Below are 21,969 nucleotides of genomic sequence, written 5' to 3' on the forward strand. Positions count from 1 at the left end.
GCTCGCTGGGCTTCGGCCGGCATCAGGCCGGTGGCGGCATTGCCGGCGTCAGGCCGTGACGGCGCATGATCTCCATCATCGCAGCTTTGTCGGGCGGCCCGCCGGCAGCGGCGTTAAGCAGACCGAATGCCTCGCGGAAATAGTCCGGACCAATTGCCGCCGGCGTGATGACGCACAGCGTCTTGGCATCCCGGGTGCCGTTATTGTCGAAGCGGTGGACGGCGCCGCGTGGAATGCACAGCGCCTCCCCCGGCCCAACCTCGATCGGCTTGCCGTTCACGGTCCAGGTCAAAACCCCGTCAATGCCGTAGATCGTTTCCTCGTAATGGTCGTGGCTGTGCGCCGGCGCGGGCAAGCGCTGCGCGCTTGGCACCATCAGTTCGAAAGCGGCGACGCTGCCGTTCGAATTTTCGCCCGACACCAGGAAACGGACCGACAGCCCCTGGGTGCCGATGGTTTCATCGGCTGGGTTGACCCCAGGATTCATGGATGACATTGCGCAAACCCCTCCGGTAAATTACATTTACTAGCTATCAGTAAATTCAATTTACCGGATCGTCAATGGCCACCTCCACCGAAGTTCTGCAGACCAAGACCGAGGATCTTTTGATCGGCGCCCTGCTGCGCGTGCCAGCCCAGGCGATCCAGCGCCGGCTGATCAGGGAGCTCAATGCCGCCGGCTTCGACGAACTGCGTCTGCCGCATATGGCCGTGCTGCAGTTTCCCGGCCCGGACGGCGCGCGGCCCGGCACGATCGCCGAGCGTGCCGGCATGAGCAAGCAGGCCATCAACCAGCTGCTCACCAGTCTGGAAGGCTACGGTTATCTCGTCCGCTCCGACGGCGAAGGCAGCGCGCGCGTGGTGCGGTCCACCGAGCGCGGCCACGCCGCTTTCTGGAAAATGGTCGACACATTGCGCGACATCGAGGAGGACTGGCGCACCGAACTTGGGCCGAAGCGCTTCGCCGAACTTAAGGCGCTCTTGTTCGCAGTCTGGGATAGCCCGCTGGCCCGTTGACCAAGCTTCGGCCATCGAGGCAATCGGGTTTCCAAACCGCACGGCGTCGACCAATCGGCATCTCCGATAGCACCATCGGTTTCTTCCGTTTCCCCTCACCGCATCGAGCTGCCAATTCCCTGCCCTTGTCCAACCAACGAAGGCAGAGCGGAATGAGCATTTCGAACCAGAGAATCCTGATCGTCGGCGGCGGATCCGGCATGGGCCTCGCGCTTGCAAGGCGCTGCCTCGAAGCCGGGGCCGAAGTCATCATCGCCGGGCGCGGCGAGAACAGGCTGCGGCAGGCGCGTGAGGCGCTGGGCAATCCCGCAGGGCTGGGGATGGCCACTGTCGACATTACGCGGGAAGACCAGGTCGGGGCGTTGTTCGCCGGGATCGGCGGCCTCGACCATATCGTCAGCACCGCCGCCGACATCGAAGGCGCCTACCGGCTGCTGCCGGAGCTCGGTCTCGAGGCGGCGCAACGCGTGGTCGACAGCAAGCTCTTCGGCCCGCTGCTGCTTGCCAAGCATGGTGCGCCACGGCTGGCAGTGGCTGGATCGATGACCTTCGTCTCCGGCATCGCCGCCTACCGGCCGGCCGCGCGCGGCTCGGTCGTCGCCGCCGTCAATGCCGCGCTCGAAGGGCTGGTGCGGGCGTTGGCCATAGAACTCGCGCCGCTCCGCGTCAACGCGGTGTCACCCGGCTGGGTCGATACCGAAATTTGGGCGCAAGTGGCGGGCGACAGGAAGGCAGACACGCTTGCGGCGATGGCCGAGCGGCTGCCGGTCGGCAGGATCGGCCAGCCCGAGGACATCGCCGACGCGATCGCCTTCCTCATCGGCAATGGCTTTGCCACCGGCACGACGCTCCACGTCGAGGGCGGACATCGTCTCGTCTAAAACGGACGGCTCTGCGAAATGCTGTTAAAGCAGGGCCTTGGAGCGGCTTGAGGATTCAGCGTCTGAACTGGCTTTCGAGGATGCCGGCGCCTGCATGTCGCGCGCGGCGGCGAGCAGTCGGCGCAATGCCGGCGGCTGGACGCGCCGACGCCGCCAGATCATCGTCAGCGGCGCCGCCTGTTCCGGGCCAGGCCAAGGCAGTTCGATCAGCTCACGACGCTTGAGCGCGTCGCTGACCGCCAGACGTGGAATGAGGCCCAGCCCCGCGCCGGCCGCCACCAGCCGGGCAATGGCACCGATGCTGCCGACTTCGGCGGCAAGTTCAGGCGTACCAGTGCCCGCCTCGGCAAAGGCGGTGTCGAACATGTGCCGGTAGATGCATCCAGGCTCCGTTGCCACGAAGCGCAGCGCGGCAAGGGCGGCCAGGTCGCACGGAACCGGCTTCTGCCCCGGCGCGGTGACCAGCGCCAGCGGTTCGGCCAAAATCGTGCGCCTGGCGAAGCGCTGATTGGCGCCGCCGTTGGACATATCGCGGCGCTCGAAACAGAAGGCGACATCGATGTCGCCCTCCTCCAGCAGGCGCAGCAGCGCGCCGCTATCAGTCACTTTCATGCGCACGGCGATATCAGGATAACTGGCCTGGAACCCCGGCAGCCAGGGCGCCAGCCGGGCCGAGGCGATCGTCTCCAGCGCGCCGATGGTCAGCGCTCCGCTGGTCTGTCCCGCCACAGCGAGCACCGCCGCCCGCGCTTCGGCATCGAGCCGCAGCAATTCCTCGGCGATAGGCTTCAACACCAGTCCCGCCGGCGTCAGTTCCAGGCCCGACTTCGAGCGCGTGAACAAGACAGCGCCAAGCTCGGCCTCCAGCGACTGGACCTGGTCGCTCACACTCGACTGGGCGAGATGAACCGTCTCGGCGGCGCGCGTGACGGTACGGCAGCGCGCCACCGCGAGGAAGGTCTTGAGCAGTCTTGGATGCATCGGCTGGCCGAAATCGCCCGGCCTACTGCAGCTGCGGCTTTTTCAGGAAACTGCCGCGGTCGGCGGATTTCACACGCAGCCACGTTTCGCGGCCGTCGCGCACCACCCGCATCGGGATCTCGGCACCGGCCGAACCGCTTTCCCACAGCTTGCGATAGAAATCGGCGAGCCCGTCGACCGCGCCGTCGCGAACCTCGGAGATGACGTCGCCTTCGCGCAGGCCGGCCTTGGCGGCCGGGCCGCCCTCGGTCACGCTCATCACCACCACCTTACCGTCGCTTTCGGCCGACAGCGCCCCGAGCCACGGGCGCGGCGGCTTGGCCACCTGGCCACGCGTCAGCAGGTCGTCGAGGATCGGCGGCAACAGGTCGATCGGCACCACCATGTTGATATCGGCCACCTCGCCGGCGCGGCTCATCTGCAGGCGCAGCGAACCGATGCCGAGCAGTGCGCCCTCGGCGCTGAACAAGGGCGCGCCGCCCCAGGACGGATGCGCCGGCGCGATGAAGATCGCCTCGTCCAGCAGATACTCCCAATAGCCGGCGAATTCCTGCTTGGTGACGATCTTGGCCTCGACTGCCCGACCGATGCCGTCGGCAAGCACCACCGCGTCGCCGATCCTGGCCTTGCCGGCATCGCCCAGCGCCACGGCCGGCAGGCCGGTCGGCGCCAGCGCCTGGACGAGGCCAAAGCCTGATTCCTGGTCGTAGGCCAGCGCATGCGCGGGAATGACACGGCCGTCATGCGAGGTCAGCCAGACCTCTTCCGCCTCGGTGATGAGATAGCCGATGGTCAGCACCAGCCCGTCATCGCGGATGACGACGCCGCTGCCTTCCCTGAGCGTGCCGAGGGCCCCGGCCGTGAAGGCATCCTCCGGAACGGTCGCCCGCACGGCAACCACGGAGCGCGGATTGGGATTGATGGTCATGATTTTGTCCTGCGATGCGAATGCCTGGCGGCTTGTTGTATAGGTATGCCACGCGGGAGAAGGCGCAAGGGGTGAGAACGGTGGCCATGGACCACGAAGCCAATCACTTGGCCTTTCGAGGTTCGAACGCCCGGCAGGACAATGCGGCGGCCCAAGATTAACATAGTTCAACACAAGTTGAACTTCCCCCTCCACAGCCCTACCTATAAACGCCTATCCATCCTTCCCACAACACGAGGCCGCGCAATGACCGAATACACCCCGCCGAAAGTATGGACCTGGAACAAGGCCAATGGCGGCACCTTTGCCAGCATCAACCGGCCGATCGCCGGTCCGACGCATGACAAGGACCTGCCCGTCGGCAAGCACCCGCTGCAGCTTTATTCGCTGGCGACGCCGAACGGCGTCAAGGTGACGGTGATGCTGGAGGAGCTTCTGGCGCTTGGCCACAAGGGCGCCGAATACGACGCCTGGCTGATCCGGATCAACGATGGCGACCAGTTCGGCAGCGGCTTTGTCGAGGTCAATCCCAATTCCAAGATCCCCGCCCTGATGGATCGCAGCGGCAAGACCCCGTTGCGCGTCTTCGAATCCGGCTCGATCCTGGTCTATCTCGCCGAAAAATTCGGTGAATTCCTGCCCACCGAACAACCGGCCCGGGCGGAAGTGCTGTCCTGGCTGTTTTGGCAGATGGGTTCTGCGCCCTACCTCGGCGGCGGTTTTGGCCATTTCTACGCCTATGCACCGGAGAAGTTCGAATACGCCATCGACCGCTTCTCGATGGAGGTGAAGCGGCAGATGGACGTACTCGACCGCCGGCTGGCCGAGGTCGAGTATCTCGGTGGCAAGGATTATTCGGTCGCCGACATGGCGGTCTGGCCCTGGTATGGCGGGCTGGCGCTCGGCCGGATGTACAATGATTCCGCCGAATTCCTGTCGGTTCACGATTACAAGCACGTTCAGCGCTGGGCAAAGGCGATCGACGAACGGCCCGCTGTCCAGCGTGGCCGCATGGTCAACCGCGCCTTTGGCGAACCGTCCATGCAACTGCACGAACGCCATGACGCCAGCGACTTCGACACCAGGACGCAAGACAAGCTGGCCGCCGAGTAAATTCTGGAGAACTGGCGGGCGACAAACAAAAGCCCATCACCGGATTAAATCGGTGATGGGCTTTTTGCTTGATGCATGAGACGGATCAGTGAAGAACTTCCACGATCTGACGGGTGTCCGGGTCGACCAGCACGGTCTGATCGTTGATCACCGCAACGCGATACTTGACGTTGGGGACCTCGCGCAGTTCGACCTTGTCCGGCACGGACGAGCCGAGCTTGAGCTCGACGCCCAGAAGGTTCACCGACGCCAGCGGCTCCTTCTTGATGTATTCGCGAACCACCGTCTCCTGTTCCGGCTGGACCACGATCGTGTCCGCCAGGGCCGCTCCGACGCCGCCCAGCAGGACGATGGCAGCCGCGGCGCTCGTAAGATAATGTTTCATAACAACCTCCATGATTGGATATTTTCGCTCCGCCTCAGGGAAAACTCTCGCGCAACTGGGAGGTTCCATCCCTGTTTGTGAAATAAATGTGGCGCGCAATCAGAAACATGCCACATTTTATTATGCACACATGTGAAGATAAGCACCGGTATGCTTTTCTTTTCTGAAGAAACTTCTTCTAATTTGCGGGAATAGCAAAAACATCGCGCTTTGCAGCGCAAGCAATGACGCCTCTTTCTCGGATTACCCGCTCCTTAGCAACAACTAACGTATAGCGAAGAGTGTCGTTCCAAATGCCCTACCGGCCTCCAAAAAAGGCCCGCCCTGCCGGGAGCAGAACGGGCCTACAACGGACCGGTGGAGGTGGCGCCTCACCGATCGCGGCAGGAAAAACGCACGCATCACGGCTTCGTTCCACCGGCCACCGCGATTTGGCGGAAGGTGCGCAACGCTCGATGCCGGAGCGGAAGCTCTTCGTCAGAATCGGACGCCGTCCCGATGGAGCGGCGGCACCGGGTTGACTGCATCCGGGCTCATCGCGACGTCTTGCGCGCGCCTGTAGATCAGCCCCACGACGAGCACGAAATAGCCGACCTGCAGGACGACCAGGACCACCACTGTCCAGGCAAGCGCCACCCAGAACGAACCGGTAGCAATATAGGTCCACACCGCGACAACGATCGTGGTCGCCGACATCCCGACGAGAAATGACCCAAAATACATCGACCTTCAAGATCGCCGAACCGGTTCCGGTCCCGGCGACTCCCTGCCCATCTCCACACCCGCGCACAGGTTTTCATTATTTTAGCAATTACGCAAGTATGGCGTCCCTCTGGGCATCCATGTAGAAGTTTGTTGCGGGGCGGCCCCGGCAGGAGCAGTTTGATGCTCACGGACCGCGATATCAGAGAAAAGAGTTCGGTGGGGATTGGAAATGACGCTCAAGCTTATTGGCGCCGGTTTCGGCCGCACCGGCACATGGTCGACCTTTGCAGCGCTGAACAGGCTCGGCCTGCCCTGCTATCACATGCAGGAAGTGATCATGAACAAGGCCAATAAGGGCCATCTTGATTTCTGGCGCGCGGTGGCCAACAGCCCGCCCGGCACCCAGCACGACTGGAACCGCGTGTTCGCAAACTATACGGCCACCGTCGACAATCCAGGCTGCTGCGTCTGGAAGGAATTGATGGCTGCCTACCCCGACGCCAAGGTGCTGCTGACACTACACCCACGCGGCGCCGAGGCCTGGTATGAAAGCACCATCGATACGATCTACTTCACCGAGAACCTGTGGCAGTTCAAGATTTTGGAATGGCTCACACCGTTCGGCCGCAAGTTCGGCGACATGTCGCGCAAGCTCATCTGGGGCCGCACATTGGCCGGCGTCATGGGTGATCGCGACAAGGCGGTTGCCCGCTACCTCAGCTATGTCGACGAAGTGAAAGCAGCCGTGCCGCCGGAAAAGCTGCTGGTGTTCAACGTCAGCGAAGGCTGGGGGCCGCTCTGCCATTTCCTCGACGTCGCCCAGCCAAACGAAACCTTCCCCAACCTGAACGACCGCGAAACGATCAAGAAGATCATCCGCGACATCATCAAAGGCTCCTACATCATGCTGGGGCTGACGATGGCCGCCATCGCGGCGGTGATCGCGGCATTGTGGTGGTGGCTGGGGTAACGGCAAGCCCAGGCAGCTCGATCCCTTGCCTGCATGGAGCGGTTAAGTTTTTCGCTCCGAAACAAACGACCTGAAAGCTACCCGCTTTCACGCCAGACTGGCTGGCAGCGGCTTTCGCTGGAACTCTTGCGCTTGTCTTCCCTTGCCGGGCGGCCACCAGCCCATGCCTGTCCGAGCAGGCTTACCGTTCTTGAACGTGGCGGCGAAGCCGGATGATCATATCTCGATTGGATAAAATAGCGGAACGTCCAATGGACATTGCCGGAACCGAACGGGGCCTCTCGGACCTTCGGGCGCACGAAACAAGACCTTGGTCCTACAAGGAAACCGATCAGTTCGATCCGCAGGCACGCAGCCTATCGAGTCAGATAGCAACGCAACGTCCCCGGTCAATCCATGGACCAGCACTTTGCCATACTGCGTTGCCGCCTTGCCAGCCGCCTGGGGTTGGCCGATCATGCCCGGCTAGAATGCCGGGCCTTGCAGCCGCTGCCTATTCCGCTTTCGCGGAAGTTTCCGAGGTTTGGGCGATGTGCGATGGTGTTGTTGCGGCGGTACGAGCCGCCCTGGTTGGCGCGGGCGCCGAGCACACCCCAACAATGCGCCCCCCCGTCCGCGTCGACCATGGCAAGCGCACGGTTACTTGACCAGCGTCCATGCCCCGGTCCAGCGTCTCCAGGCATTCACCCCGGCGCCCCTGCAAACAGCACGACGCCGTCACCACCGGCCGCTGGCCAATCCCTGATGGTGCGGTCGGAGCCGCCGGTCAGCACCGTGCCATCGGCGGCGAAGGCGACGGCGTAGATCGGTCCGGTCTGGCTGTCGAACATGGCGATCTGATTCCCACTCGCCATGTCCCACAGCCTTGCGGTGCCGTCGAGTGATCCCGACAGCAGGCGTTTGCCGTCGGCCGATAGCACCAGTGCGTAAACCGTGCCCTCGTGGCCCTCGAAGCGCTTCACCTCGCGGCCGCTGTCGACATCCCAGACCTTGATCGTCAGGTCGCCGCTGCCGGTGATCAGATGATGCCCGTCGGCGGTGAACACGGCGCCATAGGTGCCTTGCTCATGGCCGTGCCAGCTGCGCAACTGCTTGCCGCTGTCGATGTCCCAGAGTTTCAGCGTCCCGTCGATGCTGCCCGAGAGGGCCTGCTTGCCATCGGGCGAGACGGCGACCGCGCTGATCGACCAGTCGTGGCCGGTCAGCACATGCAGCACGGACCCGTTGACGAGGTCCCAGATGATGACGTTGCCGGTGTCGTGCCCGCTGACGGCGCGCCTGCCGTCCGGGCTGATCGCCAGCTTGTTGACGCCACCGTTCTGGCCGGATTGGAAGACGTGCAGCACCGCGCCGTCGGCGAGTTTTCGCTGCACGATCTCACCATCGTCGCCGGCCGTCAGCGCGCTGGTGCCGTCGGGCATGTAGAGCGCGGTGCGCGCCATGTCCTTGTGAACGCCGAGATTGCGCATCAGGTGCTTGCCGCCCATGTCCCAGAGCTTGATCGTATGGTCAGTGCTGGCGCTCATGATCGAACGCCCATCCGGCGCCACCGCCAGCCAGACGACCGCATCGCGATGGCCGTCGGGCTGCGTTGGTGCCGCCGGCGGCGACGGCGGCAACGGCGCCACCGTCGGCGGCGGAATGACCGTGACCTCAGGCGGCATCGGCGCTACAGACACCGGCGGAACAGCAGGGACGGCCACCGGCGGAGCTGGTTGCACCGGCAAAGCCGGCGGGTTTGCAGCGGCTGGCGGCGTGGCCGCCTGCTCGGGCGGCAGGGCCGGCGGCAAGGGCGGTGTCCGAGCAACCGGCGCCGGCGATTCCGGCTTTGGCACGGATTCCATGGGCGGCGCGCTGGCGACATGCTCGCCACCCTCATGCGGCCGCCACGAGCCGAACCCGTCGCCAAGCAGCGCCAGCAAGACAACCACTGGCAGCACCAGGAAAGTCCGGCGCAGGCGTGGGCGGCCCGCCGGCTCCAATTCGGCGTCCCTGCCGAACAGCGGCACCCCGGCCGCGTGCACGGGCCGGCCGGGCAATTGGCCCGCCAGGAACAGCAACGCACCGATGAAACAGGCAAGTGCCGCCGCCGAATATGCCGCCGGCCGCAGCATGGCAACGTCGAGCCCGGCAAGGCCACGCCCGGCCAGGATGTCGATCAGCGGATAGACCTGGGCCAGACAGGCAGCCGCGACCACGGCCAGGACAAGCGCCAGCACCTTGTCAGCCAACCTGTTCATCGCGCCCTCCGCCCGCCGATTTGGACAAGATTATCAGCGCCGGTGGATGCCGCAAAGCGCCGCTCTTGTTTCCTGCCCTGATGTACACCGATCGCAGTATTCGGATTTGCGCCAGGGCACCCGGCCTCCTGGAGCCCAGAGTCCGCAATGCTTCGGTGGGCTAACCTCGACTATCTCCCTCACAACATTGACAGATGACCGTGATGTGTCACTATCGTGACGGGATATAGTGGAGAGCTTGCACTATGAAGAAGATTTATGAACGACCCGTCCTGGTCAAGAAGGGTAATCTGAAGTCGGTCACGGCCGGGCCCTCGGCGCCGATACTGCCAGGCTGATCTCAGTACCCGGGAACATATCCGCCAATAATGTTGGGGGCACTGTCCGATCGGCAGGCAGGGATGCTCTGTCTTTCTTGAGGCTGTGACAGCGTTGCCGTCGCGTGGTGTATGCGACGACCGTCGCGCAATGCCTTTCACCCCAATTCCACCCAGACCGGCGCGTGGTCGCTGGCGCCATCTTGCCCGCGCACGTCACGATCGATGCCGGCGGCCCCGAGCTTGCGCACCAGCGTCGTCGACAACAGGATGTGGTCGAGCCGCAGGCCCGCGTTGCGTGGCCAGCGGTTCCGTCGGTAATCCCAGAAGGTGTAGAGCGTCTCCTTCGGGTATTTCTTGCGCAACGCGTCGGTCCAGCCTTGTTCGAGCAGCGCGGCGAAGGCGGCGCGGCTTTCCGGCTGCACCAGCGCGTTGTCGTCATAGGAGCGTGTGGCGTAGATGTCGCGCGGTTCGGGCACGATGTTGTAGTCGCCGGCCAGCACCACCGGCAGGCCGGTGTCGATGAGCTGTTCGGCATGCGCTTCCAGCCTTGCGTGCCAGGCGAGCTTGTAGGTGAATTTCGGCCCCGGCTGCGGGTTGCCGTTGGGCGCATAGAGACAGGCGATGACGATGCCGTTCACCGCCGCCTCGATGTAGCGGCTCTGCCGGTCGGCATCGTCGCCGGGCAATACATCGCGGGTCAGCACCGGCTCGGCACCGCGCGCGAGTATGGCGACGCCGTTCCACGTCGGCTCGCCTTTCCACACCGCGCCATAGCCGGCATCGGCAAGCGCGGTACGCGGAAACTGTGTGTCGCGCGCCTTCAGTTCCTGCAGGCAGACCACATCGGGTTTTGCGGAGCCGAGCCACGACAGCAGGTTGTCCAGCCTGCTGTTGATGTTGTTGATATTGAAGCTGGCGATCTTCATTGGGATCAGGGCGCGATCCTGCCCATCCAAGCCTTCACCGTCTCCGCCAGCGTCGTCAGATGATCCGCGGTAGAGAAACCCGAAATACTCTTGCGCGGCTTCAAATCATGGTCGCCGTCCTCCAGCCAGATCACTTCGATGGCATCGGAAAGGTTGTAGGTCGCGACCTCGTCCTTCGTGCCGAACTCGTCGCGCGTGCCTTGGAAGATCAGCGTCGGCGTCTTCAGCCCGGCGAGATGTTTTGTCCGCAATTGCTCGGGCTTGCCAGGCGGATGGAAGGGATAGCCGAGGCAGATCAATCCTAAGATCTCGCCCTTGGAAAACATCTCGTCGGCGATCATCGAGGCGACGCGCCCACCCATCGACTTGCCACCGATGATGAGCTTGCCCGTTACACCCTTCGCCCTGAGGTCGGCGATCGCCTTGATGTATTCCGGGTTCACCGTTTCGGCACGCGGTGGCGGCTTGCGCTGGCCGTAGCGGCGCGCGGCCATATAGTGGAACTCGAAGCGCACGACCTGGAAGCCAGCGGCGGCCAGCGCCTTTGCGGTGGCTGTCATGGAAGGAGAGTCCATTGAAGCGCCGGCGCCATGGGCAAGCAGGATGGTGACGGGAGCGGTCTCGTGGCCGTCGAAGAGGAAGCTGGTCATGGGTGTCTTCCTCATGAAGGCCGAGTTCCCGGTGTTCAAGCGCAAACATTTCAGCCCGCCGACTTCTGCGCCAGCTCCATATCCACGAACTGCACGCCTTTGGCGGCGACCCCGGCCCACTCGGACTTGGAGTCGAGTTCCAGATAACGAGACCACAGCCGCCGCGCCTCAAGCAGATTGCCGGCGTCAAACTCCAGCCGCGCCAGATTGAACACCGGGTCGGCATAAGTCTTGTCGAGCGCGATCGCCTTCTGCAAATGCCTTCGCGCCGAAGCATCGCGCCCTTGCTCGCTCATCAGCCCGGCCAGGTTGAACCAGGCTTCGACGAAGACCGGATCGAGCTTGATCGCCCTGGCATAATCATGCACGGCTTCCGCCACGCGCCCGGACCCGCGCAAACAGTTGGCGCGGTTGAAGGCGGCGATGGCGTCGGTGGGATCGATGGCGAGGCAGCGCTGGTAGAGTGCGGCGGCCCCGTCATGGTCCCCGCCCTCCTCGGCGGCTTCCGCCTCGGCGAACAAATCTTCCAGCGTGTCGTCGCCTTGTGCCGCGGCGCCGAGATCGAACAGCAGCTGCCCGTCGAGCTCGCTCTGGCCGCCTTCGAGGTAGATGGCGTCGGGGCGGCCGTGCTGCGAGCCGACATTGAGCGACTTGGCGGTCAGCGAAGCCACCGGGCCGGAGCGGTGGACGGAGCGCGCGATCGCGCCCCATGTCGCGCCCCCGGCGATCAGCCCCGCATATTTGCGCGCCAGGATCAGGTCGCGGAAGGAATAGGGCTCGCCATCATGCTCGAAGGCGTCGAACAGGCTGAGCCTGTCGAGATCGGCGCCGGACAGCCTTGACTGGTCGATCAGCGATTGGCGCGACAGCGAAGACGCCTCGGGCGCCTTCATCAGCCCGAGCAGCCGCAGGAAACCGTTCTCGCTCATGAGAATGCGCCCGGCCGCGCGCTCGGCGCCAACGCGGCGTTCGATCTCGCTATCGCTATTTTTGGTTAGTCCGGCCTTGGTCAGCCCCGCCTTGACCAACAATGCGCGTCCGAACACGACATGCGTGGTGCGGCGGGTGACGCCGCGCCTGAGCTGGCCGTGCTGGCGCTCCACCTCGCGTGCGGCAAGCCTGAGCGGAAACGCCGCCAGTGCGCCGATCGTGCCGAAGACAGCGCCCGGAACGGCCGGTGCCGTCATTTCTTGCTCTTGCCGACCGCCTTGAGCAGGTTGGCCTTGAGAGGATTTTCAGGCGCACCACCCGCGGCCGCCTTCTTCGCGGCGGGCTTGGCGGGCTCGTCGGCCTTGCTCTTCGACTTGGCCGGCGGCTTCGACTGAGACAGGCTGGCCTTCAGCGCATCCATCAGGTTGATGACGTTGCCGCGCTCCGGTGCCGCCGCGATGATCGGCTTGTGGCCCTTCAGCTTCTCGCGGATCATCGTCATCAGCGCGACCTCGTAGCGGTCCTCGTAATTCTTCGGATCGAAGGTGGTTTCCTTCTGCTTGATCAGCGCTTCGGCAAGCTGCAGCATTTCCGGGTCAGGCTTGCCGGCTGGAATGTTGCCGAAATATTCGGCCGTGCCACGCACTTCGTTCGGGTTCCTCAACGTGCACACGAACATCCCGTTCTCGCGCGCGCCGATCGTCACCACGCGCTCGCGGCTGGACAGCACCAGCCTGGCGATGGCGAGCTTGCCGGATTTGCGCATCGCTTCGCGCAGCACGGCGAAAGTCTCTTCCGCCATCGCCCCGTCCGGCGCCATGTAATAGGGCGCGTCCTGGTAGATGACGTCGACCTCGTCCTCATCGACGAAAGCCTCGATGTTCATCGTGTGGTTGGATTCGATGCGCACCGCGTCGAGGTCGGCATCGTCGATGATGATGTACTGCTTGTCCTCGTACTCGTAGCCCTTGACCAGATCCGCCCGCTCAACGAGCCCCAGTTCAGGGTCGACCGGCTTCATGTTGATGCGGTTGTGGGTCTTCTTGTGCAGCTGGTTGAACGAGATGCGCTCGCTGGCGCTGGTGGCGGGGTATAGCCGCACCGGACAGCTGACGAGACTGAGCTTGAGGTAACCCTTCCAACTTGCCCTGGGCGCCATGATGAACTCCTACGCGGCCATGCACTGACTGTTACTTCGCAGCGCTTCGTCCGAAGGACGAACAAGGCTGCGCAAATCCTACACCGACCCCGCACAATACCGACAAATCCCTGACGAAAGCTTCCCGCCGGGGCTGCGAGAGGACCGGCGACAAGATAATTCAAATTGTCGAAAGCGTCGATGGCGTTTGAGCCGACACGCCGGCGACCACAGCGAACGCTCCACGCTTCGTCATCCTAGGGCGTAGCAAGGAGCGAAGCGACGCGCGCAGACCCTAGGATCCATGCCGTGACCTACAAGCGTTGCCGCGGTGAAGGAAAGCTCACCATCCAGTCCCGCGAAAGAGTTCGAACCAGTCTGGATTGGCCTTCTCGATCAGTTCAACTTTCCATAGGCGCGGCCGGCGCTTAAGTGACTTCTCGCGCTGGATTGCATCGGTAATGTCGAAATATTCCTCATACCAGACCAGCCGTTGCACGCCGTATTGGCTGGTGAAACGCGAGCCTTGGCCCGACTTGTGTTCTGGCATACGGCGACCTAGGGTCTTCGCGACGGAGCTTCGCTCCTGCTTCGCCCTAGGATGACGAAGTTCAGGAGCCCTGGTCGTCGAAGGGCGCCTCAAAGCCCGTTTACCTTTCCCGAGACCACCGGCAGATCCCTGGCGAAGTCGTCGATCTCAGCCCACGGATCGCCCGACGTCTCCAGCAACCCCGGCAGCGACGCATAATTTAAATCCTGCGGTGCATCGATTGCCTCCAGATCGGCCCAGCTCACCGGTGTCGAGGCCGGCAGGTTGGTGCGGGCGCGCAGCGAATAGGGGGCGGCGGAGGTGTGGCCACGCGCGTTGCGGTGATAGTCGATGAAGATGCGCCGCTTGCGGTTTTCCTTGCCCATTGTGGTGGTGAAGGTGTCGGGCGCGGTGGCCGCTAGATGCGTTGATATGGCGCTGGTTGCCTGATGCAGCTTCTTCCAGTTCTGCTTTTGCGTCACCGGCACGGTGATGTGGATACCGCTGCCGCCGGAGGTCTTTGCGAACGGCACCAGACCAAGCCCCTCCAGCTCGCCCTTGATGTGCACGGCGGCCTCCACCACCTCGCGCCAGGAAATCCCCTCGCCCGGGTCGAGGTCGAGGACGATCTGGTCGGGCTTGTCGAGGCTCGAGCGATGCGTGCCCCAGGTGTGGAACTCGACGACGCCGAACTGCGCCAGCGCCAGGTATCCTTTCGCGCCCTCGACCGAGAGATAGGACTTGGTCTCGCCCTCGGAATTGGTCGCCTGGAACATCACCACCGAAGGCGGCATGCCGGTGAACGCATGACGCTGGAAGAAGCAGTCCTTGGGCAGGCCGGTCGGGCAGCGCACCAGCGACACCGGGCGGCCAAGGATGTGCGGCAGCATGAAGTCGCCGACCAGCGCGTAATAGACGGCGATGTCGAGCTTGGTCGGGCCGGTCTTGCCGAACAGCCGCCGCGTCGGGTTTGTCACCCAGATGGTGGCGAGATCGGTTTCGGCGATCAGGCGCTTGCGCGTCGAGGAGACCGGCGTCGACAGGCCGACATCCCTGAGGCCCCGGAACACACCGTGGCGCAACGAATTGTCCGCGGTTCGATTGGCGTAGTGGATGCGCGCCGAAAACAGCGGCTTGACCCAGTGCATCTCGCGCATGATTTCGCGCGGCACGCCTTCCGGCGGCGTGGCGCCGGATGTGAGCGGCTCAAGCCGGGCCAGCAGGTCGGCCGCGGTCCCGGCATCGAAGCCGGTGCCGACCTTGCCGCGATAGTGCAGTTCGCCGTCCACCCACTCGGCCATGCCGAGCGCGGCCAGCCCCTCGGCCGCGTCCGAAATGGTGTAGCCGGCGATGACGAAATCGTCCTTTTCGAGCGCCTTGGTCTTGGTCCAGCTCTTGGTGCGGCCGCTCTGATAGATCGCGGTGGCGCGTTTGGAGACCACGCCCTCCAGGCCGAGTTCCGTCACCTGGTCGTAAAGCGCTTGCCCGGAACCCTCGACATGGTCGGAGAACTGGATCGCGGAGTTGGCGCCAAGCCCGCCAAGCAGTTCGGCCAACAGCGCCTTGCGCCGGATGAGCGGCACCTTCATCAGATCCCAGCCCTCGAGATGCAACAGGTCGAAGGCGTAGAAATGCAGCTTGCTGCCGGCGCCCGCTGCCAGCGCGTCCTGCAACAGCGCAAAGCGGGAAATGCCCTTGGCATCGAGCACGACGATCTCACCGTCGATGATCGTCTCGCGGCACGGCAGCTTGGCGAACGCATGTGGCAAGTCGCCATAGCGTCTCGTCCAGTCGATGCCACCGCGCGTGATCAGCCGCACCTGCCCGTCGGAGATATGCGCCATGGTGCGGTAGCCGTCGAATTTGATCTCGTGCAGCCAGAGCTCGTTCGTATTCTCGGCAAGGCCTTCGCCGCCCGGCGGCTTCGGCACCTGGCTCGCCAGTTGCGGCTCGATGCGGCTCAGCGCTGGCGCCTTGGCCGCGCCCGGCAGGTCGCCCGGCTTCAGCGAACCGGGCTTTGGCGCGGACTTCGCGGCCGGCTTAGGTGGCGCTGCCAGCTCCTCGATGCGCAAGCCGGATTTCACGCTTTCCGGCCGCGCTTCGAGGATATTCAGCCCCGTGTCGGCGGCGAGGTCGCGCTCCTTGAACAGCAGCCAGTTCTTCTTGTTCTCGTCTTCGCCGGGCTTTGGCTTCAGCCGGGTCAACATCCAGCCGCCATTGAGCTTTTCGCCGGCCAGCCGGAACTTGAAGGCGCCGGTGCGCAGGCTTTTGTCGACATCGTCCATCGGCGCCCAGCTGCCGGTGTCCCAGACGATCATCGGCCCGCCGCCATATTCGCCTTCGGGGATGACGCCCTCGAAATCGATGTATTCGAGCGGATGGTCCTCGGTCTCCACCGCCAGCCTTTTGTCGGCTGGGTTGAGCGATGGCCCGCGCGGCACCGCCCAGCTTTTCAAGACATCGCCAACCTGCAGGCGCAGATCGTAGTGGTCCGCCGTGGCGTGATGCTTATGGATGACGAAGCGGTTGCCGCCCCCAGTCATCAGCCCGCCGGCCGGCTCCGGCGTCTTCGAGAATTCGCGCTTGGCGCGATAGGATCCGAGCTTGGCGGGCGGCATGTCAAAAGCCGAGCCTGGCGGAAACCAACAACCGCCTCGTTCCTTCGCGCCGTGGGGCGCTATCTTGGCACCGCTCGCGATTTATCACGTGGTCTCAGTCGTCCGTCGCCGGCGTCAGCTCCAGCTCGGCCGGCGACAAACCCTGCTGCAACTGGCTCAGCCGAAACTCATCCACCCAGTAGGCCTCGCCGTCGACCAGCACGCGCGCACTGTAGGTGCCGCCTGAGAAACGCTGCGCGGTGACGTAGACCTTGTGGCGGTCAAGTGCCTTGCGCACCGCGGCGCGCTTGGAGTTCTGGCCGTTCACGGCAGTGGACATGCGCTTCGCCCTCGGTCGCCTGACACGGAACTCGGCCGCTTTTGGCGGCCCGGCGACTGGCCCCAAGGATGGCGGAGACGCGCGCGCCTGTCAATTTCGCGGGCGGCGTCCTTCAGGTCTTCAACCGCCGGAAACGGCGCATCACGCCCTGCACGGCCTTGTAAAGCCGCGGCTTGGAGCGCACAAACAGCTCGGCCTTGCAGCGCAGCCTGATATAGGTCGTCGAGCCCCTGCCCTTCAGCGTCATCGCCTCGCACAGTTCGGCCAGCACCGAGTTCGAGGCGCCGATATGCTGCTTGTATCCCTGTCCGCCGACCGAGAGGTCGAAATAGCCGAGCCCTTGCGCCCGTGCCCACACCATCAGCTTGCCGATCATCGTCAGGCCCGGCGCGACGTTGGCCACCGCGTCCTGGTCGAACCCGAGCAGCAGGGCGTGCAAGGTGCCCTTCATGACCAGCACGTACATGACAGCGAGATAGGCCTGGCCGACGCGCAGCCCGAACAGCCGCACCGAGCCGTCGGAAAGCCCCTGCAGGGCGGCGTTGCGGTAGAACTCCACGATCGGCGCCTGCGTCAAAAGGTCGAAGCGCCCGAGTTCGCGAAAGCGGTTGAGCCTGAGGTCGAGCAGTCTGCCGAACTGCTCCTCGATCATCTCAGGCGTCTCGGCTTCGACCAGTGCGAGGCCGCCGAGCTGTTCGAAGCGGCGGCAGTGCTTGTTGAAATTCTTGGTGAAGGAGGATTTGCAGATACGCTTGACCAGCGTCTCCGGCTCGCCATCCATGACCAGACCCGAGGCGATCTGAATGGAGTCGCGCGCCGCCGAAAGCAGCGCCAGCGGATTGGCCACGCCGTGGATTTCCCGCGGAATCCCCGCAATATGGATGCGGTCGGCCGGCGGCAGCACGGCGCGGACCGCGGCCCAGGCGGCGTCGGCGTTTTGCCTGGTCCAAGGCCTGGCATCGGCCAGCAGCGGCGCCGAATAATCGCACACGCCGCAGCTCAGCCATTCGATCACGGAGTGGCCGAGCGCCCGGCGCCGCATCAGCGGCAGCAGCATGACATGCGCGCCCGTGGCGGCATCATTGACCTCGACGACGAGCAGCTCGGCGCTTTTGGGCATCAGCCGCCCGGCGATCCCTTCCACCCAGGCAAGGTCCTGGTGGCCGGTGCACAAACCGGTCTCCTCAAGACGCTGCCAGAGCTGCCTTACGGTGTCGAAGCTGGTGTGCAGCCGCGCCGTATAGTGCGCGGTGGCGCCCATGCCTGCTCTAACCGGCGAAATCGGTTGAACCGGTGCATCCGCCGTCGCGACCAACCGCACTGCCTGGCTTGCCACATGCCTCTCCCATTCGTTCTGGGGCGCATGGGCATTATCCACGCAAGCGCCGAAAACCCCGCATTGTTCCCTGGACCGCGTTGAGCAGCCTTGGGCTGGAGCGTACGAAAGCCTCGACCCGCCTGCGGAACTCGATGGCGGTGGTCGCCACACTGCCCCGCATCGTGAACCCATGGCAGAGTTCGACCAATACCGAACCCTTGGCGCCCATATGTTCCTTGTAGCTCTGGTTGCCGACCGACAGGTCGAAATATCCAAAGCCTCGTTCGCGCGCCCAGCCGATCAACCTGCCCATGATTGCAAGCCCCGGCGAGACATTGGGCACGACGCCCTGGTCCATTGCTATCAGCAGAGCATGAACAGTCCCTTGATGCACGAGCAGATATTGAACCGCGATCAGAGCCTCGCCGACGAGCAGCCCGAAAAGCCGCACCGAACCGTCCAACAGGCCCTGAACAGCCGCGTTCCGGTAAAATTCGACGATGTTCTCCTGGGTCAGCAGATCGAAGCGACCAAGCTCGCGAAAGCGATCGAGCCGCATCCGCACCAGTTCGCCGAAGATACGGTCAACCTCGGCCGGCGCCCCGGCCTCGACCAGTTCCACGCTGCCAAGCCGTTCGAGGCGGCGCCAGTCCTTGCCGAATTCCTTGACGAAGGATGGCCTGCAGAGACGCTTGAGCACTGTTTCGGGATCGCCGTCGATGGCGAGGCCGAAAGTGGTCTGGATGGAATCGCGTGTGGCCGACAGCAAGGCCAGCGGATTGGCGACGCCCTGAATCTGTCGGGGAATCCCCACGATGTGGACGCGGTCCGCCGGCGGCAGCGCCGAGCGCACCGCCGCCCACGCAGCCTGCGCGGATTGTCGCGTCCACGGGCTGGCATCGGCCAGCAGCGGTGCCGAATAGTCGCAGACGCCACAGCTCAACCATTCGACCACCCAATGCTGGAAGGCCCTGCGCCGCATCAGCGGCACCAGCATCCTGGGTTCGCCAGTCGTGGCGTCGCCCACCTCGACGATGAGGAGTTCGGCGCCTTCCGGCAGCAGCCGCGTGGCGATCCCTTCCGCCCAGGCGTAATTCTGGTGGCCGGTGCACACACCGCTTTCCTGGAGGCGCAGCCAGAGTGGCCTGACCGCCTCGAGGCTGGTGTGCAGTTTTGCCGTATAGGCGTCGTTCGCCGCGACGGAGGTGGGATGCGAGACCTGCCCGCCAGGCAAGTCGGTCATCGCGGCAATTTGCACTGCGTGGCCTGTCACATCCTTCTCCTATCGCTTGACCGCGGCGAACGAAACCGCCCGTCGCCAGGAGCCCAGGCGGCTGTCGCGCTGCTGGTCCGGGTGTTCGATGTTCCACATGCGGTGATGCACGAAATACCATGATGCCACGAGCACGAAGATCTCGGACACCGCCGAACCCAGCAGCGCCCATGGCGGGGAGGCGATCGACAGCAGGATGGCGATCAACGCCAGCCCGACGATGGCGCCGCCCAGGGTGATGAAGGCGACGATGCGGAAGTCACCCATTATCTCGAGCACGATGCGGGGCATGATGTAGAGCATGATCGGAACGAAATTCGCGATCACGAAAAACCCGATGAATCCCACCGACGCGTCCTGGAGAGCCTGGGACTTTATCATCGGCAGGACGAACAGGATGGCGCATCCATAGACAACCGCGCCAAGGCCCATGACAACGGCCCACAGCTTTGCCTGCGCCCAGACACGGCGCGTTTCGTTGTTGCGCATCAGCTTGGCGAGTTCGGGCTGCGTCATGTTCACGAAGGCAAGACTGCTGATGCGCAGCGGCGCGAACAGCACCAGCACCGCCGCCAGCGGCGCATAGGCGGCCGGCCCGGCAATCCCCGCGACCAGCAGCGCCAGGCATTGCCCCTGGATGTTGGTGGTGGTGGCGCTGAATGCCGACCAGCAGAGCTGGGACCACAGCCTCGCATAGCGCCGCCGTGTCGGCATGCGGAAGCTGATGCGCATCGTGCGGCGCGCCAGCCTGACCAGGACGAAGATGCCAAACACATTGGCCGCCGCGAGCGCATAGAACACAGTCTGCAGCGCGTCCTTGGCCAGCCAGATCGCCAGGCCGGCCATGACCGTGCCGGCGATCGTGAAGGCGGCATCGCTGACGGAAACGATCACCTGCTGGCGGCGCGCGAAGAAGGCCGTGCGCATGTGGCTGCGCAGCGACCATGCGCCGACGAAACAGCCCGCGGCAATTCCGCTGGGGTCGCCCAAGAGACGCATCACGATCGCCGTGCCGACGGCCATCAGCAAGGCAACAACCAGCGCCGCCGTCCCGAAGGCAACGTCATAGGCATCGACGCCGGCGCTGTTGGTGCTCTTGCCCATCCATATCGAGGCCGGAACGGCGGTGAGCGACCTGATGTAGGACAGGCCGACGCCGCCCATCACCATGCCGATGGCAAAGAGGCCGTAGCCTTGCGCCGAAAGCATATGCAGCAGCGCGATGTTGAGGGCGAAGTGGAAGCCGCTCTGCATCGCCTCGCCGCCGATCATCAGCACGAGACGCCGCACCAGATGGCCAGGAAGTTTCACGGCCGTGTCTCCGCCTGGCGGGCGGTTGCCGTCCGCCCCGGCCTGGCGATGGCTGTCTTCAGCTTGTCGGCGGCTATCGCCGCGATCGCCGCCGCCGCGACCGGTTCGCTGAAGACCGCCTCGTAGCGCGCCCGCCCGGCAGCGACAAAGGAGCGCCAGGCCTCGGGCCGCAGGATGATCTCCTCGAGTTTGGCTGCAAGGGCGGCGGCATCGCCGGGCGGAACATGCCAGCCGGTCTCACCGTCGCTCACCACCTCGACCAGCCCGCCGATCGCCGACACCAGCGGCGGCCGGCCGTAGGCCATCGCCTCGATGGCGACGCGGCCGAGCGATTCGGGACGCCGCGAGGGCACGGTGACGATATCGGCCCAGCGATAATGCTCGGAGGGATCGGGGATGAAGGGCAGCACGCTGACGCGTCCGCCGAGCCCCATGCTGCCGACCAGTTCGGCGAGCGCGCGTTCGCGTTCGGTACTTTCGAAGGCGCCGCCGACCAGCCGCACCTCGATCCTCGACTTGAGTTCCGCCGGCAACGAGGCGATCGCCTCCAAAAGCACTTCCTGGCCCTTGATCCTGTTGATGCGGCCAAGCAGCAGCACCTTGAGCGGCCGCTTGCCGTCATAGGTCGTCGCTTCGGCCGCGGCCGGGCCGGCAACGCCGTTATAGACCACATGGGAGCGCGCGTATCTGGGCTCGCCGAACGCGGCGCGTGTGGCGCGCGAGTTGAAGATGAGATCGGCATGGCTCCAGTGCATCAGGCCGACTAGGATCCTGCGCATGGCGCCTTCGGGAATTTCGTGGATGTGCAGCACGGCCTTGTGCGGCAGCAGGCGCGCGGCAAGCGCATAGTCGGCCACGATCGAGGTGTTGACATAGGTGAGATCGCAATCCCGGAGCCGCCGCCAGGCCCTCAGCACCGCGACCGGCAGCCGCGCCATCTCGATGGTGGCAAGGCGCGCAATCGCCTGGCGCCTCAGCACCCAGAGCGGCTCGAAGACGATCCGGGTCGCATGCGGTTCGAGGATCGGCACGATCGGTCCGCTGCGCGGCAGGACGACCTCGATGTCGGCTGAAGGAAACGCGGCGCGCAACGCGGCGACGCTCTCCGCGAAGCTGCGATCGGAACCATAGAGTTCATAGCCCTGATGGACGCATGCAATCCGCATATTCCCATGCATCTTTCTGCCAGGGGTAGTTTGACGATCCCGCCGCCTGACAGAACAGGCGACTGGAGACTTCAAGCCCAACACCCCTTTGGACTTCACTTGTTGCCGGCATGGTGACGAGCGGATGTAGAACCCGGATCACCATACCAAATGCTGCACGTCCTCCGCCGGTGTGGCGCACAGAAGTCCATGAGCAAGGATCATGCCGGCCCTGATTTCTCCGTCTGCAGGTCGCCCGGTCGCGGCATTGC

At 64.3% G+C, this 21,969-nt stretch carries 22 protein-coding genes; 5 read left to right on the top strand and 17 right to left on the bottom strand.

The window, feature by feature from the left end:
• Positions 1-22 precede the first annotated feature (22 nt).
• Positions 23-496: a cupin domain-containing protein gene (locus LB524_RS13755; protein ID WP_224527188.1), complete on the bottom strand. Its 474-nt coding sequence runs from the start codon at positions 494-496 to the stop codon at positions 23-25.
• Between the two features lie 65 nt (positions 497-561).
• Here LB524_RS13755 and LB524_RS13760 point away from each other — a divergent pair, with 65 nt between their 5' ends.
• Both LB524_RS13760 and LB524_RS13765 read left to right on the top strand, forming a co-directional pair.
• Complete coding sequence (locus tag LB524_RS13760; RefSeq protein ID WP_224527191.1) at positions 562-1,017, top strand: MarR family winged helix-turn-helix transcriptional regulator; 456 nt, start codon at positions 562-564, stop codon at positions 1,015-1,017.
• Positions 1,018-1,169: 152 nt separating this feature from the next.
• Positions 1,170-1,898: an SDR family oxidoreductase gene (locus tag LB524_RS13765; RefSeq protein ID WP_224527194.1), complete on the top strand. Its 729-nt coding sequence runs from the start codon at positions 1,170-1,172 to the stop codon at positions 1,896-1,898.
• A gap of 24 nt (positions 1,899-1,922) precedes the next feature.
• Here LB524_RS13765 and LB524_RS13770 read toward each other — a convergent pair whose 3' ends face one another.
• Together LB524_RS13770 and LB524_RS13775 are read right to left on the bottom strand one after the other, a co-directional pair.
• Positions 1,923-2,879 (bottom strand): LysR family transcriptional regulator, encoded by a 957-nt coding sequence (locus tag LB524_RS13770; RefSeq protein WP_224527197.1) that lies wholly within the window; start codon positions 2,877-2,879, stop codon positions 1,923-1,925.
• A 22-nt stretch (positions 2,880-2,901) separates the two neighbouring features.
• Entirely contained in the window at positions 2,902-3,807 is a 906-nt protein-coding gene (locus LB524_RS13775) for a S1C family serine protease (RefSeq protein ID WP_023775064.1), read from the bottom strand.
• Positions 3,808-4,053: 246 nt separating this feature from the next.
• Here LB524_RS13775 and yghU point away from each other — a divergent pair, with 246 nt between their 5' ends.
• Positions 4,054-4,920 carry a glutathione-dependent disulfide-bond oxidoreductase gene (yghU, locus tag LB524_RS13780; RefSeq protein ID WP_224527200.1) on the top strand — a complete coding sequence of 289 codons (867 nt, stop codon included), beginning with the start codon at positions 4,054-4,056 and terminating at the stop codon, positions 4,918-4,920.
• A gap of 85 nt (positions 4,921-5,005) precedes the next feature.
• Here the strand turns inward: yghU and LB524_RS13785 are convergent, their stop codons facing one another.
• The gene (locus LB524_RS13785; protein WP_015316855.1) at positions 5,006-5,305 is read right to left on the bottom strand and encodes a DUF1236 domain-containing protein; all 300 of its coding nucleotides are present in this window, start codon (positions 5,303-5,305) and stop codon (positions 5,006-5,008) included.
• Positions 5,306-5,782: 477 nt separating this feature from the next.
• Entirely contained in the window at positions 5,783-6,028 is a 246-nt protein-coding gene (locus LB524_RS13790; RefSeq protein ID WP_224527204.1) for an exopolysaccharide production repressor protein, read from the bottom strand.
• 211 nt (positions 6,029-6,239) lie between these two features.
• On the opposite strand from LB524_RS13790, the gene LB524_RS13795 reads away from it, so the two are divergent.
• Entirely contained in the window at positions 6,240-6,980 is a 741-nt protein-coding gene (locus LB524_RS13795; RefSeq protein ID WP_224527223.1) for a sulfotransferase family protein, read from the top strand.
• Between the two features lie 683 nt (positions 6,981-7,663).
• Here the strand turns inward: LB524_RS13795 and LB524_RS13800 are convergent.
• Positions 7,664-9,220: a WD40 repeat domain-containing protein gene (locus LB524_RS13800; protein WP_224527226.1), complete on the bottom strand. Its 1,557-nt coding sequence runs from the start codon at positions 9,218-9,220 to the stop codon at positions 7,664-7,666.
• Between the two features lie 245 nt (positions 9,221-9,465).
• Between LB524_RS13800 and LB524_RS13805 the strand changes: the two genes are divergently transcribed.
• A complete protein-coding gene (locus tag LB524_RS13805; protein WP_140617931.1) occupies positions 9,466-9,558 on the top strand; it encodes a lasso RiPP family leader peptide-containing protein in 93 nt (30 codons plus the stop codon).
• A 137-nt stretch (positions 9,559-9,695) separates the two neighbouring features.
• Here LB524_RS13805 and LB524_RS13810 read toward each other — a convergent pair whose 3' ends face one another.
• The 11 genes from LB524_RS13810 to LB524_RS13860 form a co-directional block, all read right to left on the bottom strand.
• Positions 9,696-10,466 carry an exodeoxyribonuclease III gene (locus LB524_RS13810; RefSeq protein ID WP_224527229.1) on the bottom strand — a complete coding sequence of 257 codons (771 nt, stop codon included), beginning with the start codon at positions 10,464-10,466 and terminating at the stop codon, positions 9,696-9,698.
• 5 nt (positions 10,467-10,471) lie between these two features.
• The gene (locus LB524_RS13815; protein ID WP_140824373.1) at positions 10,472-11,116 is read right to left on the bottom strand and encodes an alpha/beta family hydrolase; all 645 of its coding nucleotides are present in this window, start codon (positions 11,114-11,116) and stop codon (positions 10,472-10,474) included.
• Between the two features lie 50 nt (positions 11,117-11,166).
• The gene (locus LB524_RS13820; protein WP_224527232.1) at positions 11,167-12,303 is read right to left on the bottom strand and encodes a tetratricopeptide repeat protein; all 1,137 of its coding nucleotides are present in this window, start codon (positions 12,301-12,303) and stop codon (positions 11,167-11,169) included.
• A complete protein-coding gene (locus tag LB524_RS13825) occupies positions 12,300-13,205 on the bottom strand; it encodes a Ku protein (RefSeq protein WP_015316846.1) in 906 nt (301 codons plus the stop codon). Before LB524_RS13825 ends, LB524_RS13820 begins: the two co-directional genes overlap by 4 nt.
• Before the next feature lie 322 nt (positions 13,206-13,527).
• Positions 13,528-13,827, bottom strand: a complete 300-nt coding sequence (locus LB524_RS13830; protein ID WP_224527234.1) for a GIY-YIG nuclease family protein — start codon at positions 13,825-13,827, stop codon at positions 13,528-13,530.
• Positions 13,824-16,331 carry a DNA ligase D gene (gene ligD / locus LB524_RS13835; protein ID WP_224527237.1) on the bottom strand — a complete coding sequence of 836 codons (2,508 nt, stop codon included), beginning with the start codon at positions 16,329-16,331 and terminating at the stop codon, positions 13,824-13,826. Before ligD ends, LB524_RS13830 begins: the two co-directional genes overlap by 4 nt.
• Positions 16,332-16,425: 94 nt before the next feature.
• Positions 16,426-16,650 (bottom strand): hypothetical protein, encoded by a 225-nt coding sequence (locus tag LB524_RS13840; RefSeq protein WP_015316844.1) that lies wholly within the window; start codon positions 16,648-16,650, stop codon positions 16,426-16,428.
• Positions 16,651-16,762: 112 nt separating this feature from the next.
• Positions 16,763-17,986, bottom strand: a complete 1,224-nt coding sequence (locus LB524_RS13845; RefSeq protein WP_224527240.1) for a GNAT family N-acetyltransferase — start codon at positions 17,984-17,986, stop codon at positions 16,763-16,765.
• Between the two features lie 34 nt (positions 17,987-18,020).
• On the bottom strand, positions 18,021-19,241 hold the full coding sequence (locus LB524_RS13850; RefSeq protein ID WP_140788421.1) for a GNAT family N-acetyltransferase: 1,221 nt from the start codon (positions 19,239-19,241) through the stop codon (positions 18,021-18,023).
• 9 nt (positions 19,242-19,250) lie between these two features.
• The gene (locus tag LB524_RS13855) at positions 19,251-20,552 is read right to left on the bottom strand and encodes a hypothetical protein (protein ID WP_015316841.1); all 1,302 of its coding nucleotides are present in this window, start codon (positions 20,550-20,552) and stop codon (positions 19,251-19,253) included.
• A complete protein-coding gene (locus LB524_RS13860) occupies positions 20,549-21,718 on the bottom strand; it encodes a glycosyltransferase family 4 protein (RefSeq protein ID WP_224527243.1) in 1,170 nt (389 codons plus the stop codon). The genes LB524_RS13855 and LB524_RS13860 overlap by 4 nt, the downstream gene beginning before the upstream one ends.
• Positions 21,719-21,969: the final 251 nt, after the last annotated feature.

It is taken from the genome of Mesorhizobium sp. ESP6-5, from assembly GCF_020164695.1.
GTDB classification, from domain to species: Bacteria; Pseudomonadota; Alphaproteobacteria; order Rhizobiales; family Rhizobiaceae; genus Mesorhizobium; species Mesorhizobium australicum.